Annotated in this window: 13 protein-coding genes, 1 tRNA gene, 1 other RNA gene and 2 pseudogenes; 7 read left to right on the plus strand and 10 right to left on the minus strand. The window is 56.8% G+C overall.

What is annotated here, in order from left to right:
* The first annotated feature begins 127 nt into the window (after positions 1-127).
* The 3 genes and pseudogenes from M6D32_RS07935 to M6D32_RS07945 all read left to right on the plus strand — a co-directional run bounded on the left by M6D32_RS07935 (position 128) and on the right by M6D32_RS07945 (position 1,516).
* A pseudogene (locus tag M6D32_RS07935) lies at positions 128-361 on the plus strand (hypothetical protein).
* Between the two features lie 91 nt (positions 362-452).
* Positions 453-810: a transfer-messenger RNA gene (gene ssrA / locus M6D32_RS07940) on the plus strand.
* Between the two features lie 409 nt (positions 811-1,219).
* The gene (locus M6D32_RS07945; RefSeq protein ID WP_298255050.1) at positions 1,220-1,516 is read left to right on the plus strand and encodes a septal ring lytic transglycosylase RlpA family protein; all 297 of its coding nucleotides are present in this window, start codon (positions 1,220-1,222) and stop codon (positions 1,514-1,516) included.
* Positions 1,517-1,934: 418 nt separating this feature from the next.
* Here the strand turns inward: M6D32_RS07945 and M6D32_RS07950 are convergent.
* From M6D32_RS07950 to M6D32_RS07965, 4 genes and pseudogenes are all read right to left on the minus strand, one after another.
* Positions 1,935-2,447: pseudogene (locus M6D32_RS07950) on the minus strand (transposase); the annotation flags it as partial.
* An 889-nt stretch (positions 2,448-3,336) separates the two neighbouring features.
* Positions 3,337-4,299 (minus strand): alpha/beta hydrolase, encoded by a 963-nt coding sequence (locus M6D32_RS07955; RefSeq protein ID WP_298255052.1) that lies wholly within the window; start codon positions 4,297-4,299, stop codon positions 3,337-3,339.
* Positions 4,300-4,558: 259 nt separating this feature from the next.
* Complete coding sequence (locus M6D32_RS07960) at positions 4,559-4,729, minus strand: hypothetical protein (protein WP_298255054.1); 171 nt, start codon at positions 4,727-4,729, stop codon at positions 4,559-4,561.
* A 161-nt stretch (positions 4,730-4,890) separates the two neighbouring features.
* Positions 4,891-5,277 carry a phasin family protein gene (locus M6D32_RS07965; RefSeq protein ID WP_298255056.1) on the minus strand — a complete coding sequence of 129 codons (387 nt, stop codon included), beginning with the start codon at positions 5,275-5,277 and terminating at the stop codon, positions 4,891-4,893.
* Between the two features lie 817 nt (positions 5,278-6,094).
* Between M6D32_RS07965 and M6D32_RS07970 the strand changes: the two genes are divergently transcribed.
* The 3 genes from M6D32_RS07970 (at position 6,095) to M6D32_RS07980 (ending at position 7,696) form a co-directional block, all read left to right on the plus strand.
* Complete coding sequence (locus M6D32_RS07970; RefSeq protein WP_298255058.1) at positions 6,095-6,295, plus strand: hypothetical protein; 201 nt, start codon at positions 6,095-6,097, stop codon at positions 6,293-6,295.
* A 7-nt stretch (positions 6,296-6,302) separates the two neighbouring features.
* A complete protein-coding gene (locus M6D32_RS07975) occupies positions 6,303-6,482 on the plus strand; it encodes a hypothetical protein (protein ID WP_298255060.1) in 180 nt (59 codons plus the stop codon).
* A gap of 734 nt (positions 6,483-7,216) precedes the next feature.
* Positions 7,217-7,696 (plus strand): Phasin protein, encoded by a 480-nt coding sequence (locus M6D32_RS07980; protein WP_298255062.1) that lies wholly within the window; start codon positions 7,217-7,219, stop codon positions 7,694-7,696.
* A 351-nt stretch (positions 7,697-8,047) separates the two neighbouring features.
* On the opposite strand, the gene M6D32_RS07985 is transcribed toward M6D32_RS07980, so the two are convergent.
* The 6 genes from M6D32_RS07985 to M6D32_RS08010 form a co-directional block, all read right to left on the minus strand.
* Positions 8,048-8,227: a hypothetical protein gene (locus M6D32_RS07985; protein ID WP_298255064.1), complete on the minus strand. Its 180-nt coding sequence runs from the start codon at positions 8,225-8,227 to the stop codon at positions 8,048-8,050.
* A 573-nt stretch (positions 8,228-8,800) separates the two neighbouring features.
* A complete protein-coding gene (locus tag M6D32_RS07990; RefSeq protein WP_298255066.1) occupies positions 8,801-9,082 on the minus strand; it encodes a hypothetical protein in 282 nt (93 codons plus the stop codon).
* A gap of 1,013 nt (positions 9,083-10,095) precedes the next feature.
* Positions 10,096-10,752: a hypothetical protein gene (locus M6D32_RS07995; protein ID WP_298255067.1), complete on the minus strand. Its 657-nt coding sequence runs from the start codon at positions 10,750-10,752 to the stop codon at positions 10,096-10,098.
* Between the two features lie 300 nt (positions 10,753-11,052).
* Positions 11,053-11,129: transfer RNA gene (locus tag M6D32_RS08000), tRNA-Arg, on the minus strand.
* Positions 11,130-11,244: 115 nt separating this feature from the next.
* The gene (locus M6D32_RS08005) at positions 11,245-11,832 is read right to left on the minus strand and encodes a sterol desaturase family protein (RefSeq protein ID WP_298255070.1); all 588 of its coding nucleotides are present in this window, start codon (positions 11,830-11,832) and stop codon (positions 11,245-11,247) included.
* Between the two features lie 118 nt (positions 11,833-11,950).
* Entirely contained in the window at positions 11,951-13,225 is a 1,275-nt protein-coding gene (locus M6D32_RS08010) for an MFS transporter (protein ID WP_298255073.1), read from the minus strand.
* 155 nt (positions 13,226-13,380) lie between these two features.
* Between M6D32_RS08010 and M6D32_RS08015 the strand changes: the two genes are divergently transcribed.
* Positions 13,381-13,941 carry a CGNR zinc finger domain-containing protein gene (locus M6D32_RS08015; protein WP_298255075.1) on the plus strand — a complete coding sequence of 187 codons (561 nt, stop codon included), beginning with the start codon at positions 13,381-13,383 and terminating at the stop codon, positions 13,939-13,941.
* Positions 13,942-14,323 lie beyond the last annotated feature (382 nt).

Genomic DNA, 14,323 nt, shown 5'->3' on the forward strand with positions numbered 1-14,323 from the left:
CTTCGCTGAATCGACGGAAATAAAGGGAAACTTCGCGGTTGCGAACCGAGATTCAAGCCACGGGACTCGAATTCGTTCCGATACGACATACAAGTCCGCCACGTCGTTATTTGTTAGAGTTGGCGACATGTCTTTTCGACCGCGAGACCTTGCCGACCGCATGGTGCGGTAAGTACGCAGCGCGCCCGACGGCTTCGCGCGTGAGACGTTCTCTCTTCCGCGCGAGGAAGCCCGCTCGAGAGCCGAAGCCTTTCTCAAATCTTATATGAAGGCGGCCTACATGAGCGAAGTCGAGCGCTGGCGCGAATTGCCGGGCGGCGCGATCGAATTTACCATGCGCCAGCTCAGGAGCGCCGATTGATGGCATCCGAGGGAAGACAAGCCGGAAATTCAGCCGGCCGCCCTGTCCATCCCATGCGCCGCATCACAGTCCGCCGGTGCTTATTGCGTTTGGCCTAGCTTTCGCACCCTATGGCGCGTATAGGTATCGCGTCGCAAGACGATGGCGCTGAACTTCAGTGCGGACCGCGGGCAGACCCGGGGGCAGTACCCGGCGCCTCCACCTTAGCAGCTTGAGCTTAAAGGTCTCATTTCGGTGAGATTGATTTTGTCGAAAGGCGAAATTCCAAAGCTGTTAAGGCGGGGGCGAACTAGGATCGATGGTCGCGAAGAAGCTATGAACTGTGCTCGGCATGATACCGCCGTTATCGGGTCAAAAACCTAAATGCAAACGATAACGTTGCATTGAACGAAGTGCGCCTCGCGGCGTAACCGTTCGGGGTAGGTACACCTAGCAACAGAACGGCCATTGCCGCGTCGGCCCTCGGGTTGGCGCGGCTTTACTTTTTTATGATCTGAAAAGTTTTGTTAATCGCCGCCTTTATCATTGTCGCGTTTGGCTGTGAGCGGGCCACGGAAGGCTTGACGCCCGCCTTTTGCCACGTCAATCCGTGCGGTTCGGCGCTTCCTCGTCGAGCGCCTCTTGCAACTCATGCAGAGCCTGCAGGTAAAACTCGTGATCCGGCCCTCAGCCTCCCCTGACTGCTCCCACAGAGCTCGTAAGGCCGCCGGACAACCTCAATTTCGGTCGGTCTCGCGATCGTTTTCTCCTACGGAACTTAGGGCCCTCAACTCGGGCATTTGTTTAAGCCTAGGTGTTTTCTCTCGTTCCTGCCCTGGCACGGTCGGAACCTTGCACGGTCCCAAGGCATTTAAGGTCGTGTATCGTTCCGCATTGGTTATTTCATTTGTGCTTTGGACGGCGTCCGTTTGTGAAGCCGAGACCGGTCTTGCCTCTTATTACGGCGGGCGTGGCCTCAAGGGCGAAATGACCTGCGCTCATCGAACCCGTCCTTTCGGAACCATGGTCACAGTGACGTATGCCGGTCATTCAATACATTGCCGGGTCAATGATCGCGGACCGTTCGTGAGAGGTCGGGTTATCGATGTGTCGGTGAGTGCTGCGCGTGCGCTTGGAATGATGCGATCCGGCATCGTTCACGTCTCGGTCGAGTGATCATCGTCCCGGAGACTCTGGATCATTTGAATGACTCACAATTCGCACCGCTTCAGGGTGTGAGTAGCCTTAATCTCCAGCCAATCTCGCGACCGCTCGCCGCTCCGATACGGACGATGCCGGCGCTTCGGAACCAAGCTGCAGGATCGGAGCATCGCTTATTCATCAGCTCGTGTAGGCGCGACTTTCGGTTTCGAGGCACAAGCGGACGTTTCTCCGACGGGACCAGTCGAGTCCCGACAACCGGCCCCACTCCTTTGCACGCAAAAAGTTGGAATTAAATACAAAAAACCCATCTTGCATCGAGCCGTGACTTCCGTTGATCGACCGATTCCGTTGAAGAAGTCGGTTGACGATTGAAGCAGCGACAAGCTGGCGGCAAACCGACCGCTTTTCCGGCGGGCTTTGGTTGCGGCATTGGGATCAGCTTGGCCAGCTTCCGAAGGTTCTGGGCGGTTGCTGCGAGGAGGAACTCGTCATGGGCGCCGTTTGGTCCTCTTAATCGCAATCGGTCCAGTTTGAGGATGCGCTTGAGGTGGGCGAACAGCATTTCGACCTTCTTGCGTAGCCGTCGCGACGTTCGACCGAGCGGGGACTTGGCAATCTCACGCGCCCTATCGCGAGCGTGCTCATGGATCGAGCGCGGTACTTTTCGAGGGGGTGTGTTTGGGCAGCACCGTGATCTCAACGCACAAGCATCGCAATCAGCTTTGACTGCTCGATAGAGCAAGGTATCGCCATCATTGACGCGGGTGCCTGTCGTGGTGAGTGTCTTCCCACCAGGAGGGATATAAACGTCATTCGCCTGTTCGTAGCTGAAGTCCTCGCGTGAGAAGGTGCCGTCCTTGCGCGCAGATTTGTCGAACACGGTCACATGCGGCTCGATCCTTTGTTCATCGACCAGCCAGCTCAGCATCTCGGCCGAGCCATAGAGGTGGCATCCGGCGCCACCCTCGTTTTTCCAAAAAAATAAAATGGAACAGCGTGTCCGTCGACTGCCTGCGGGGGAACACTGCACACCCTCGACCGTTGGAAAACCATGGATAAGCAAACTAAGCGAGAAGTGTGGCTCCTAGCCATCGGCACGGCGCTAGTCGAACTGCCGTTGCTGCCTTTACGATCCTGAGCCACTAAGTCAACGCGACTGGAAGGCCTTACGTGGGCCGGGCGAGGCCGTCACATCATGGCGTGCCGTAACCCAAGCCCGATTGGGAGGGGTCTATCAGATCAATGGCACATACGCTTTCGTATATTCAGGTACCAACGGCGTTGGCATAGGCGTGTTTTGCGTAAAGAATAGCCGAGTGATTGGGCATGACATAGCGGGAGCCCTGTACGGCGGAACCGCGACAACTCACTCCGACGGCATCGATATGGATCTACGAATGCAGGTTCCGGCCGGCGCCGAGTTGGTGCAGCGTACTTCGGGGCAAGACGTCCCCACCAGCGCGAGATCAAACATCACTTCCCTTCCGGATTTGGAGACGGTGAGCCGGTACGCGTGCCGACTCGTCGGGGTCAGATCATCGTGATGGTCAAGCGTATCCCGGACGAGTTCGAAGGAGCGGCCATAAGGGGCCTTTCAGTCATCACCGCGGCTCGTCTAGCTCAGACCGCATCCCAGTCTTCGTCCGGATAGCCGCAGCACGGCTCAAAACCGGATATAGTCCGGATCATCGGGGCTACCTTCCCGCCATGATGGATCATCTCAATAAAAACACCGATATAGTGTCTTTTTCACAGTACTCTCCAACATGTGAAATCCGATACCGCTTCCACTCGCATTGAGGTCGCGATTGATCAGCGTCGACGTTGACAGGCTATTCCGCTGCCGAAAGCCTAGCTGAGTTACCCGCAACTTCAATTATCGCCGACATGAGCTGATCCGTGGCGGTCTGCTGGATCATGTGCCCGTTCCCTGGAAGCCGATGAAAGCTGCTCTGAGAGATGTCGGAATGCAACCGGACCGACTGCGTGTTGGTGTCGATCAACCCGTCTTTGGCGCCCGCGATGATAACGACCGGCATTTTCAAATCCGCATACTGATAACGCAACCTAAAAGCGTCCGGGATCATCATCGTGGATTCCGCGGCGGCCGCCCTTATCTGAGAAGGTCGCAATGCCATCTCCTTCGGAAATGCCTTGAACTTCTCCGGCACGGATTTGGGACCAAAGATCTTCGCCATCGCCATCGGCCATGTCGCCCGGCTGATCAAAGGCGACACGGTATGACTCAAGAGGTCCCCAATTAGCGGCAAAGACGGCGCGGCCGACGCAACGACGTCCGTGCGAATGGTTGGATAGTAATATCCTGACGCAAGAACCAATCCCCGTACCAGGCCAGGGAACCGCAACCCCAATGCAATTGCGACCGATGCGCCCCATGAGTGGCCAAGGATGACAGCATTTGAGATGCGGAGCTGTGCGAGAGCATCCTTGATCAATTTTGCCTGGGCGTCTGGCGTCCAAACGACATTGCGCGGCCGGTCGCTATGGCCGAAACCGGGACGATCAAAAACGATCACCCTGAAATTTTTGGCAGCGAGATCAATCAGGCCGCTGGATTCGAAATCCTGAATCATGCTGCCGTTACCGTGAAGCAGAACGAGAGGCTCGCCTGAGCCCCGCTCAATGTAGTGAAGGCGGACGCCGTTGAGTTCGAGGAAGCGGCCGGCAGGCGGATTGTTCAGCGCCGCCTTCTTCGCAAGATGGCGGTTGACCAGAGCAAGTGTGGCTAATGCGCCAATCGCGACCGCCGCCGCTCCCACATAAGAGGGAGGCATTGGGTTCCGAAACTGACGAGGGGCAGATCGACGAACGCGTCTAGTGAGTTGGGCTGCTGTCATGCTCATACTAAGTGGGGCGTGCACAAAGTCCGGATGATCCCGGGAAATGTTGCAGCACAGGGTGAACCAGCGATAACTGACTTCGTTCCTCGAACCGCGCTTCGGCGGACAGGTTGTCTTCAGGAGCAACGCTATCAGTCTCGCGCCGTTCGCGGTAAGTAGCGGCCAAAATCGCTTCCGCGAGTGTCTTACCGGCCTAACCGGCGGGTTTTTCTTTGGGTTCGCGCGTCTCACCGCGGTTTTCGGCCGTTTGCTTCTCATCCCCCGGCTTCTTCCCCGCCATGTTGCCGGGATTGAAATGGTACTTGCCATCCGGATTTTCGCCCGGCTGCTTTTCGTTCGGGTTCTTGTTATTGTCGTTGGCCATGAGGCTCGTTCCTTCGGAGTGGAACAATGTGCAACAGGACCGCAACCCCATTGTTCCTACCGGTGGCCTGTTCTGAATCCGCGCTGGCCTATTTCGGCCAGTACAAAAAAAGCGCCCCGCGATGAGCAGGGCAGTTTCGTCCTGACATCGCAGAACAATATCTATTGATTTGTCGGTGTCATCTTTTCAACAATTCCACCGAATGGCTTGTACGACTGCTTGACGAGATCGCCGTACAGCGTGCCAATCTTCTGCGACTCGGTTACGAATGTCTCGTAAGACGTCTTCGCAAATTCGGTTTGAACTTCGATCGCCTTGTCAAGCGACCTGACGCCTGACAGCTTTTCAACAAAGGCCTTTGTGTCTTCAAACGACTTCTTCGCATAGTCGCCGTAAGCACTGGCAATCGCCTGAAAGCCGGTTGGGAAGGCGTTGGTCAATGCCACCCTTGGATCAAGTTGCTTATCGCCATTATCGTTCTGGTTTTCATTCGACATTTTCGAGTCTTTCTTCTCGTTAACCGCGGGACCAACTATGCGCGTTACCATTGGTTCGGTTCCCGCTTGTTCGTTGCTCGGCCCTTGTGTGTTCATATGATGATATCGGAACACCGCGCATTCGCCGCGCCTGCTTAGTCGCTAGGGTGCTAAGCGACTTCTGCTTATGACCGATTGTGTTGAAAAGGTCCTCTCCGGAGTTAGGACTAATTTTCTAGGAGCTGTTGGCGCGTTTTCTGCCTTGGTACGCGGGAGACCGCGTCGATAGGTGCGTTTCATTCAACGCCTTCCTCCTCTCTAAGAGCGCATCGTCAGTCAAAATCGGTGGGCCAGTTCGCTTTTGCCCGAATTTGCTGAGCGGCATATTCGGCTTTTTCAGCTCAATCGACCCTTTTGCAAACCCAAGTATCCGCCACCAGAATGTCCGCAAAACCGGATCACGCGCTCCCGGTTGCCATCTTGCTCTTTCCCATATGGCTTGGGTGCTATCCTTGTGACTCCACGGCGTCGGGGAACCCGTTTCGTTCACAAATGTTAATCACGCGGAACTGCATGAGGATAATATGACCGAGGTCATGAGGAACGCACAGTTCTTGCGAGAGCGTGCAGAGGAAACAGAACAAAAGCGGATGGCTATCGCCTCGCTGAGAGCGACAAGCAAAGGCTGCTTAAAGTGGCTGCGGAATACGAGCAATTGGCCGACCGCGCCGAGCAGTGGAAGACGGTTGCAGAAGCGGGACATTAACCTATGTAACGGCGGAATTTTTCATTCCGCTCTACGCTTTCGCCATCACCGCACGGACCGTGGCTTACATCGGTGATGAGAACGCCGGTCGTGCTCCCGCCCTACTCAAACAAGGGGAAGCGCATGCAGGTACGGCGTCGCCTTAAGCAGACAGCACCCCTCAAGGATCGCCTCACCATGCGGGCCAACGATGTTCGCGCCCAAGCCGCAAAGCTCGAACCTGGTCCCGAGCAAGAAACCATGCTCAAGCGAGCACAGCTGGCCGATACAGCAGCCCACATCGATGACTGGGTCAATTCGCCGGGATTGCAGCCTCCGAAATAGGCACGTCATGGAGGACATGCAGGCCGAACTAGCGAAGCTGCGCGAGCAATCAGCGGAGTTCACCAAGATCGCTGGCAAGGCAACCGACGAAGCGAAACGAGAACTCTTCGCGAGGCTTGCAGAGCACTTCCTCGTGCTGGCAGCCGAGGTCGAAAGCGCCATATCGAAAGTAGGATCGAAAGAGTAAAGCCGCCCTCAGTGGAGGCTTTCATTGGCGCGATCAAACATCAGGCTGTAGGCGAGCTCAAGGCGACGACGATCTGCACCCGCATTGGCGCAAAGCGCCTGCGGACCAGGTCGGCACCGGGTAAAGCTTCGAGATTGGCGGGGCAATCTACATCCTAAATGGCCGCATCCTCAAATTGCGGTGCCTACTTTGGAATCGGGAACATTTCCGCGCTTTCGCCCTTGACTAACTAGGGGGCAGCGGATGTCAATTCTTTAATGTTGTTGGCAGTCGAAGCAAATCACGTGATTGCGCTCCGGGTGATGAAGCTAATGCGCGGTGACAAAATCGCCCGTCGCGAAGTAAAATTAATGGTCAGCGAAAGATGCATGCGGCTTTGGAAGCGACCGCAAGCCTAATGGCAGGTGCTTCGGGCGATAAAGTAGTCCAGCAATATCGACGGCATGTAGCGGCAAATGCGAAGCGGCTGGGCAAGCCAAGTTCTGGCCGAAGTAGAAGCAGTGCGGTCAAGCGGTCGCGGCGCCGACGGAAGTAGCTCATCGGCCTTCGGGTGAGCCGGACCGTCGGTGGTCAAAAAGCCGCGATGGCGCTTCAAGGTTGCAGTCGCGAGATGGCACTGACAAATATGCAATGATCTAGTCTTGTCAGATGGAACTTTCGGAACGTTGCATTCCATACCCTGTTGTCTCTGGATCGACCTTTTTGGTCAGCCTACTCGTGCCCTGGAGTCTCAATTGAGCAAACGTAAGCAGGCAATGACGTCAAAGCACGCCCACGTCCCGAAAATAGCGGTGAAGGCCCAACGGGCCGCTCAGGCAATTGTTAGAAGCCCGAAAAACAACCTTCTGCCCTCGGCTGGGGCAGGCCCGACTGAACCGCCGCCAGAGCCTCATAACAACCCACCACAAGAGTCTCCCCTTGTTGAGGATCCGACGATACGCTTTGAAGATGACAGCAAACAGATGGCGACGGATAACGATTCAAAGAAGGGAACTAAGTTTCCCTTGGCTACAGCAAATGTCCAGACCTATCAAGCAAAGCTACTCGAAATAGCGCTGGCCAACATGCAATTAGCTTTTGAATTTTCTCACAGGCTTGCGACCGTTAGGTCGCCCCTTGAATTTCCCGGTGTCATTTCAGAATTCACCAGCAAGCGGGTCGCTATGTTTCGCAAGCATTCGACAGAGTTGGCCGAATTAGCTATTAAGCGGTGAAGAGGCTGAGACCGAGGCCCGGGATATTCGCTATTGGGGGTCCGGCTCAACCGGCCGACGTAACGCCGGCATCAGATCTCCGACGTAACGCCGGCATCAGATCTCCGTTGCTGGGGTCAATTGCAAGATCTTACGTGGAGCACGAACCAAGCGCGCTCAGCGGCATTTCCGTTCCGACTCCGTTCCGACCCACGCCGATATTGGCGACTTTCGCCGAGGACTGGCCGGACTACCAACGGGTCACTGAATCTCGGTTGTGCATAGAATTGTCGCCGGATGTCAGGCCGTTTCGCTGCGTGAACGCGACATTCGAGGTTATTGTTCTTATCCTGATCGCCTTGTCGACGTCGCTCATTCCTCGCAGAGGAATTTCTCCGTCCTTCCACAGTGCGGACATCGGAAGATGATAAAATCCGGTTTTGTTTCGCGAGCCTCGTGCGCCGCCACGTTCATTATGGTGCCGCAGCTAAGGCAGACGGGATCTTCGCCGGTGTCCATCGGATAAAGCAGGAACTCCTGGTCACCGGACATGGCTTCGCTCTTCTCAATTCTAATCGTTTTGGGTCGCCACTACCGGCGGAGTGTCAGGATATAAATTGAGTTCAACTAGCACGAAATCCTTTGATGGACCTTGGACTCGATAGAATCTGAGCTCTTGGTCCTGCAGCGGGCATCGGAAGGTAACGGCGGCGTCATGCGGCCATCGACCAAGCTCTGCCATAAGTTCACCTACTGTAATGATCGTGCCCTCAGCGGCCTGACTCGGTATATCGCTCATCGTCTGGACTCCTTGCGCCTAAAACGACCTTGCAGGAATGACTTCGTTCCGGCCTTTAAAGAGGTAAAAACCCGGCAGAGACTGGGGCGCTTTGAAAGAACTCCTCTTTGAGAGTTGCTCTAGTGTTCGCAGAAGTGACCGATATGGTGCGACCACCCCCCCGCGCTCCCTGAACTGCGCGAAGTTGACTCCAAGGCCGTCCCAGGTGGCGCCAAGCGGAAACGGCTTGCCTTCGGCGATTCGAGAGCGTCGAAGGCTCGAAACTGGCTGGGTCGGTGTTTCGTCGAGCTGCAGCGGTCTGCCCATAGTCCGCTGGAGAAGGCTCGCTATGAAGCCGGCTTGCCCGGTGTGAATTCGGTTGAGACCTGCTCGGCGACGGTTGCGAAGGCGATGACGGCGGCTGCGGGTACATCAGCCTGCTGAGGCAGCCCCTTGCCCCTTTGCAGGGCGACCTGCTTGCTGATACCCGAAAGGGAATTGCCAATCCTTTCGACGATCTCCGCCAGCTCGGAATCGGACAGCCGTAGCCGCTTTCTGACTAAGCGCACCTGAACACGGTCGGACAAGTCCAGCTTGTTGCGGAAAGATTGCGACTTCGAGCGGCGCATTGGAGAAGACCTCTGTCTTCTCCGCTAACCTTTGCTGGATGATATTGTTCCTGCAAGCAGCTGCCACCTTGCCCTGCGGCATGATGCGCTCGCCAGGATGGGTCAGGCGGAAGCGCGACCGGCGATCTCATCACAGATAAAAGCGACGCACCGGGTTGTTATGATGAGACAGTACACCCAATCAAGGGTGCAGCTTACAAAATTAGCAGATTCAAGATAGGCCGCCGCGTATTTCGAAACCGGCCGCTAACATTGGAAACAGGTCATTACCCCGAATTGATCGTGGACGCCCGCGTCGACATAACCCCGGTTCACGGCGGCTATCCAATTAGAGCTGACCGGGATCAACCGTTTTCCCTATGGGACGTGATCCTGTGTGCGCTGCATACAGCACAACAGTTCGGTTAGTTAGTATGGACTTCGCGCGATCGGCCGGCGATTGTTATAGCTACGCCAAAAGCCACTTCCCGATCTTAATCGTCATCCAGCCGAAAGCTGCTAACCAGCCAAAAGTCGCAAAGGAAATTGCGCTCAGATAGCAGATATTGAAAACCCGCTGCGACAATGTCCCACCTCGATATACAATCGTGATTGCCGATTTATGCTGGTTCGCCACGCGGGACTCTGTGACCTAGCTCGACCGCGTTGGTCTGCTTCTCGTGCGGCTCTGCTCGATCTCCTTCTTTCCGGCCGTACCGACGGGCTGCAAGCTCAGCTTGCGCGAGCTTTTCTCTTAGCGAAATCACCTCCGACATTTGCCGTGCCAGACGAGTTTGCGGAGTGACAGGCGAATTCTCATTGCTGAATTTTTGCGGTCTCATCCTCATGGCTCACCAAACGCGTACCTTTTCGCCGGGTTGCTATGTTAGCAAACATAAGTTGATGTCAAGCGGCCCCGCCAGGTTGGACCGACGGGGCCGCCGACGGCCTAGCGTTGCGGAAGGTAGGGACCTTCGCTAAGGCCATCGGAGTCGTTTCCTACCGTGGCGCTAAGTGAGAGTCTGTGTTCCAGTTCACACGTAGCCAGCGCAAAGAGTTCGGCCGGCGGAGGGGCTCGACGTCGAATTCGAGCTCGAGTTGTTAGAGGAGCTATTGTCGGATCCGACCGTGTTGGACTCGGATCCGCTTGCGTTCATGGCTTCGAACACCGACATGCCGCGCGCACCGATCGTCATCACAATAGGGTCACCGTCGGGAGATTTGCCCTGCACAACGAATGACTCGGACACTACCTTGACGTCGGTGAAGCCCTGCTTTTGCAGGTCCGTCTGGATTTTCTGCGCCGCCACAAGGCCCTGTTGTGGCGACTGCGACTGCGACTGAGCGCCGTTTTGCCGTGTTTGAGGAGCCGTCGTATTTTGCGACGATTGCGCCAGTGCTGGTCCAGCCAGCAAGGCAAATGTAGTAGCAGCTGCAATATAGTAACCAGCCAAGGCCAGCTTGATCGAAACGGCAGCGGCATTGAACAGTCGAATGCCGAGGAACTGGAACGTCAGTTCGTCGTCGCTGTTGTGGACATGCTCCTGCGTGAAAGCCCAAATCACGTTCATCGCCTCCTGGATGAGTGCAAGATGGTCCGTGAGATCCGTTCGTTTTGCCACCAACGCTAAACTATCCGTCCGGATGGCTTCTTCCTCATCGTGAAGCGATATCAGATTGTCTTGCGCCATCTGCCTATCCCGACAAAGTGCCGCCGAAATCTCGGAACGGTTCCTTCCAACCACGCTCCGTCGTACCGCAATCTGCATCTGTGAAAAGGCATTCGTTTGATGGACAAGATGCGAACAAACCGACCTCCTCGTGTTGCATCCGTGTTGCATGGAGCAGGCAGTACCCTGCGTAACTGCTTGTAACTGCTCGGACTGGGCGGAACAGGCGGAATCGGAGAATCCGCGCTCAAATCGACCACCGAACAAACGGCGAAAATCGAAAAACGCCTTATTTTATTGGGCTTTTGTGGGTTTAGGCGTTGGCGATCCCGGCATGACTCGAACATGCGACCTACGGTTTAGGAAACCGTCGCTCTATCCAGCTGAGCTACGGGACCGGAGTATTTCGCTTTCTTCAAAGCGTCATCTCGGCTTCCATCTATCAGAGCCGGCACGGGATCGCCAGCCTTTGAGCCGTTGCCGATCGACCGATTTTTTTGAAAAGCCGGCCTATCAAAAAAGCTTGCGGACCGTGCTGCTTTTCTCCGTGGCGCCGGGTCCGTGGAACGTGCCGAACACGCTGTCCAGCGACGGGTTGCTGACGCCGAACCAGTGTTTCTCGCTGACGAAGTGATGACGCAGGTGGTATTGTTTGATCCAGCGCCCGAACCGCGTCCGCGGCCGGTAGGGAATGTGGGCGACGTAATGCACCCATTCATAGTGCAGGATCGCCAGCATCATGCCGAATAGCGCCGACAGCGAGGGCTCAGCTCCGAACACCAGCGCGACCAGGACAGTGGCGACAGCCAGATTCGGCACCAGAAACCAGAGCGGCAGGAACAACAGATCGAGCCGGTTCGGTTCGACATGGTGGTCGTAATGCAGGCGGTGCTGAAGCTTGCGCAGCATCGGCCACGGCAAGGGCGGGGCATGAAAGGCAAACCGGTGCATGCCGTATTCGCTGAGGTAAAACAGCAGTGCGCCTAGCAGGATCATCGCGAAGCTCGGCTCGATCCGGCCAAACAGAAACGCCAGCCCTTCGACCACAACGCCTGCGAGGAGTGCGGCAACGCCGCCGTGACGAAGAAACACGAAAAACATCCTGGCCGTCCTCCGCACTCGCCGAAACGATCGCTTTCCGGACCTTAACACGGTTTCATGGCGACGGGGGGCGGACCGGGTTGCCTCGTCCCCTCTCGGTGCGGCGCGCCTGTAACGACTACCCCGGCACGGCCGATTTTCCACGGATCATGATCAGGACGGCTGCGATCAATTCCAGCGCGATGCAGCCGTAAAAGGGCAGCGTATAGGCTCCCGAGAGATCGCGTAGCGCGCCGATCACGCCGGGTCCAAGGGCATAGGTCACCTGCGTGATCGCGGTGAGCAAGCTAATCAAAACCCCGAACGAACGCGCGTCGAACTCCCGCTGTACGATCAGCGACGGCAGCGTGATCAGATTGCCGACCGAGAAGCCGAAGACCGCGCAAGCCGCGATCACCAGCGTCTCGTTGCGGAAATGGATGACGACCAGAAGCGCCAGCGCCTGACTGACAAAGGAAAGGGCCGACGCGAGCCGCTGATTGAGCCGGTCGATCACGGTAGAAAACAACACGCGCCCGGCGACCGCCATGGCCGTCAACATCGCCATCGCAATGGCCGCGCCGGAACGGCCCACCACCGGATCGAGAAACGAGATAAGGTGGACGATAAAGCCCACCTGGGCGAACAGCACCAGCGCGAAGGCGGTCGATACCGACATGAAGCCGATGTCGCGCAAGGCGCGCGCGCGAATTTGAGCGGAGGATGGCGCGTCGCCTGCCATGGCTGGCTTGCCCGACTGTCGTGGCGGCTGCCTGACAAAGATCAATACGACGGGAATGACCAGGACGAGCATGATGCCGGCTGCCACCGTCATCGCGCGGGGAAATCCAAGCTGGCCGATCGCAATCACCAGCAACGGTACGCCGACGATGCCCCCGAAGCTCGCGCCATTCAACGCGAGGCTGATCGCCATGCCGCGCTTTCGATCGAACCAGAGGCCGAGCGTGGTGCTGATCATCGCGAGACTGGTGCCTGCCCAGCCGAAGGCCAACGCGATATCTGCGAGATACAGCTGCCAGGGAGCATTGACCTGCCCCATCAAAATAACTGCGACCGCCATTGCGCTCGTCCCGGCCAAAAGGCAATTTCGCGGGCCGAATCTCTTGATCGCTTCAGCGACAAAAACGACGAGCAGCGCCCCAAACAAGTAGAAGAAGGTCGTCGCGACCGAGATCAGCGATGCCGGCCAGCCGTGCTGCCGATGCAGTTCGGCGAGATAGACACTCTGGCCGTAGAAACCGAACGCCCAGCCGAAGGTCGCGACCACAAAGCAGACGGCGACGATCCGCCATCCGTCGTAACGCACGGAGGTCTCGTCAGCCGCGAGCAGATGTGTGGCGTCGAGGCTAGGGTCTTCCTCGGCGGAGATCGGGGGATGCTTGACCTGCAACATCGCTGGGGTCCTTGGTTTGGAATCGGTGGTTGAAACGAAGCCTTTTCGAACGACACTGGTAAAACTATTTTACTGGTGTCTTGTTTCAAGCCCCTCTCGGACATAAATTTTGCCTCATGTCGAAAGAATCGCGAAGGTTCCAGGTCCCCGATGCATTGGCGAACAGCTACGATTTCGCCAACAGCCTCGATTTACGCCACTTTGTGCATCACGGGGTGCAGCACCCGCAGGCGGACGAGCTGGAAGATGCCGCCGCGCTCGGTGCATGGATGGCGCGTCGCAAGCTCAATGAGGCGGGCAAAGTTCCGTCCAGCGCGACGTTCGAAACCGCGCTGGCGCTACGCGGCGCCATTCGCGATTACCTTGAACGCGATCCGGCGGATCGCCGGCGCGAGACATCCATAAAGGACGCACTCGACAGGGCGATGGCACGATTTCCTCTGCGCGTAACGTCGGTTGGAAAAGACGGGCTGAAACTGGCGCCGGCCGGAAGCGACGCCATGGCCGGCCTTTCGGCTGTGGTCGCCGAACTCTACAACGGCGCTGCCAACGGCTCGCTCGACCGGCTCAAGATGTGCGCGTCCGAGGAGTGCAAACGGGTGTTTTTCGACCGCTCCAAGCCCGGCACTCGGCGCTGGTGCCAATCCACGTTATGCGGCAACCGACACAAGACCCGCACCTACCGCGAGCGCCTCAAGCGGGAACGGGAGGCGTGACCTGGTGCGAGCCCGGCGAATACACCTCTCGGAAACGTGCGGCTTATGTCCGCAGGGGATGCAATTGGGCAACCAATGCCGCGATCCGTTCGATAACGAGTTGATCGTTCGTTCCATCAGTTTCACGTCGATCGCTGGAGCCCGATCGGGTGCCTCGCTACCTGTCGTTTCGGGGTCGACAAGCCAGTGAATAATGGCGACAATCTGAGGTGTTATTGGCTCCTCGAATGCATCACAGGACACTAGTGCGGTGAATTTGAAGTTCCTATCAGTTTCGCGGTAACCTCATCATAGGAACTTCAAATTCTAAACCGCACTAGAATCACATAATTGGCTAGTGCTCCTTTGATTCCGAAGTTCGTAAACGTGGAGCCGCAATATG

The sequence above is a fragment of the Bradyrhizobium sp. genome (genome assembly GCF_027307225.1).
Classification (GTDB): Bacteria; Pseudomonadota; Alphaproteobacteria; order Rhizobiales; family Xanthobacteraceae; genus Bradyrhizobium.

Coding starts and splice junctions, on each gene's coding strand:
- M6D32_RS08010 (WP_298255073.1), bottom strand. CDS start 13,225: ATGTTGCAGGTCAAGCATCCCCCGATCTCCGCCGAGGAAGACCCTAGC.
- M6D32_RS07955 (WP_298255052.1), bottom strand. CDS start 4,299: ATGCCTCCCTCTTATGTGGGAGCGGCGGCGGTCGCGATTGGCGCATTA.
- M6D32_RS07965 (WP_298255056.1), bottom strand. CDS start 5,277: ATGGTAACGCGCATAGTTGGTCCCGCGGTTAACGAGAAGAAAGACTCG.
- M6D32_RS07995 (WP_298255067.1), bottom strand. CDS start 10,752: ATGGCGCAAGACAATCTGATATCGCTTCACGATGAGGAAGAAGCCATC.
- M6D32_RS08005 (WP_298255070.1), bottom strand. CDS start 11,832: ATGTTTTTCGTGTTTCTTCGTCACGGCGGCGTTGCCGCACTCCTCGCA.
- M6D32_RS07990 (WP_298255066.1), bottom strand. CDS start 9,082: ATGCGCCGCTCGAAGTCGCAATCTTTCCGCAACAAGCTGGACTTGTCC.
- M6D32_RS07985 (WP_298255064.1), bottom strand. CDS start 8,227: ATGTCCGGTGACCAGGAGTTCCTGCTTTATCCGATGGACACCGGCGAA.
- M6D32_RS07975 (WP_298255060.1), top strand. CDS start 6,303: ATGGAGGACATGCAGGCCGAACTAGCGAAGCTGCGCGAGCAATCAGCG.
- M6D32_RS07960 (WP_298255054.1), bottom strand. CDS start 4,729: ATGGCCAACGACAATAACAAGAACCCGAACGAAAAGCAGCCGGGCGAA.
- M6D32_RS07970 (WP_298255058.1), top strand. CDS start 6,095: ATGCAGGTACGGCGTCGCCTTAAGCAGACAGCACCCCTCAAGGATCGC.